We start from the raw sequence: 1,784 nt of genomic DNA, 5'->3' as shown, positions 1-1,784 counted from the left end.
CTCGCTTCCACCCTCGACGGCTGCTCCATAGCCAGATATTTCATTGCTAAGCGTCCACTTAAAATCTAAGCGGACACTAACGCCACAAGGTACGCGTCAATAGGCGGCCTTCAGCGTATGCGTACGAAGAAAGTGGTGATCGCAAACCCGAAGCAGGTGCGCATCATTGCCTATGCCAAGATCAAGACGGACACGATCGATGCCGGCGTTCTGGCGCAGCTCTATGCGAGCGGCTTCCTGCCAGAAGTCTGGATTCCGGACGAACCCACACAGGCGCTGCGCCGGCAGGTGACGCGGCGCAATCAGATCGTCCGGCAAAGATCGCGCTTGAAGAATGTCATCCAGTCGATCCTTCATAGCCACCTCATCCCGTCCTGCCCGCATGCCGACCTGTGTGGCGCCAAGGGCCGGTCGTGGTTGCGCGAGCAGATCGTGCCGGAAGACGAGCGCCTCGCGATTGATCGGCATCTGCGCGAGTTCGACCGGTTGGGCGACGACCTCCAGGTTATCGAGCGCGACCTTGCCCGCTCGGCGCTCGAGGATGAAGGCGTGAAGCGGCTGATGACCACTCCAGGCATCGACATGACTGTCGCGCTTGCAATGAAGGCGGCGATCGGCGACGTGTCGCGCTTTGACGAGCCGCAGAAGCTTGTGAGCTATCTCGGCCTAAATCCGAGCGTAAGGCAATCAGGGCCAGGCCCCGCCTACCACGGACGGATCACCAAGCAGGGCCGCGGACATGCCCGCGGCATGCTCGTTGAAGCGGCTTGGGCGGCAGCACGCGCACCGGGGCCGCTGCGTGCCTTCTTCCTGCGTGTGCGGGCGCGGCGCGGCCAGCATGTCGCGGCCGTGGCAACCGCACGCAAACTGGCTGTCATAATCTGGCATCTGTTGGCGAAGGGCGAGAGCTACGCCTGGGCGCGGCCATCCCTGCATGCCAAGAAGCTGCGCGACATGGAACTCAAGGCTGGAAGCAAGGCTGTGCGCGGCCAAAAGGGAGCCGCGCACGCCTACAACATCAGAAGCCATCGAGATGAGGAGCGGCGCTGGGTTGAGCAAGCCGAAGGCGCCTATGCCCGCTTCGTTGCCGGCTGGAACCCGCGAGGTCCGAAGAAGGCGCGCACGGATGCCGCAAATGAGGTGCGACGATAAAGGCTGCGCGGCGGGACACTCACCTCTGATCCCACTCTTCGCCACGCGGTCACCCATGCGCAGCGGCAGAATATCGCAAATCCATCGAAAAAGCTCTTGTCGATCACATCAGTGGTCCACGGATGATATGGCTTGGTGAGCCTGTGCTCGACGCTGTTCTCGGCACAGACCCTTCCGAAGACATGCGCGACAAAGCCGCCCTCGGCGCGCCTGTCGTGCTGGACAAACTGAACCCCGTTGTCGGTCAGAACCGTGTGGATTTTGTAAGGAACGGCCCTGAGCAGAGCCTTGAGAAAGCCTGCCGCGACCAGCTTCACCGCCTTCCGGTAGATCCTGGCGAAGACCAGCTTGGAGGTGCGGTCCACGGCCACGAACAGATGGGCCTTGCCTTGTAGCGCAATTCGGCAATGTCGATATGAAAATAGCCGATCTCGTAAGCCTTGAACCGCTTGGGCTTCTCGCGATCTGCCGTCGGCAGTGTCAAACGGCTTCCAAAACTGACCCTCGATTGGAGTGCGCCCCTGAGGGTGGACAGATCGGGATGTGTGGATTGACCAGCCTTCCGGGTTTTCGGAGAGAGAACCCATGGCAAAGCACCGCAGTCACAGCATCGAGTTCAAACGCCAGGTCGC

General features: G+C 61.3%; 1 protein-coding gene and 1 pseudogene. One reads left to right on the top strand and one right to left on the bottom strand.

Features of this window, described 5'->3' with window-relative positions; genetic code table 11:
• Positions 1 to 117 precede the first annotated feature (117 nt).
• Positions 118 to 1,152, top strand: a complete 1,035-nt coding sequence (locus O7A70_RS33675) for an IS110 family transposase (RefSeq protein ID WP_442921254.1) — start codon at positions 118 to 120, stop codon at positions 1,150 to 1,152.
• A gap of 113 nt (positions 1,153 to 1,265) precedes the next feature.
• On the opposite strand, the pseudogene O7A70_RS33670 reads toward O7A70_RS33675, so the two are convergent.
• Positions 1,266 to 1,630: pseudogene (locus tag O7A70_RS33670) on the bottom strand (DDE-type integrase/transposase/recombinase); the annotation flags it as partial.
• Positions 1,631 to 1,784 lie beyond the last annotated feature (154 nt).

The sequence above is a fragment of the Mesorhizobium sp. Cs1299R1N1 genome (assembly GCF_037179655.1).
GTDB lineage: Bacteria > Pseudomonadota > Alphaproteobacteria > Rhizobiales > Rhizobiaceae > Mesorhizobium > Mesorhizobium salmacidum.
The sequence above is the reverse complement of the archived record's forward strand: the minus strand, read 5'-3'. Positions and strand labels throughout refer to the sequence as shown.

What these genes read in the sequence shown, in the direction of transcription:
- O7A70_RS33675 (WP_442921254.1), top strand. Translation starts at nt 118, where the DNA reads ATGCGTACGAAGAAAGTGGTGATCGCAAACCCGAAGCAGGTGCGCATC.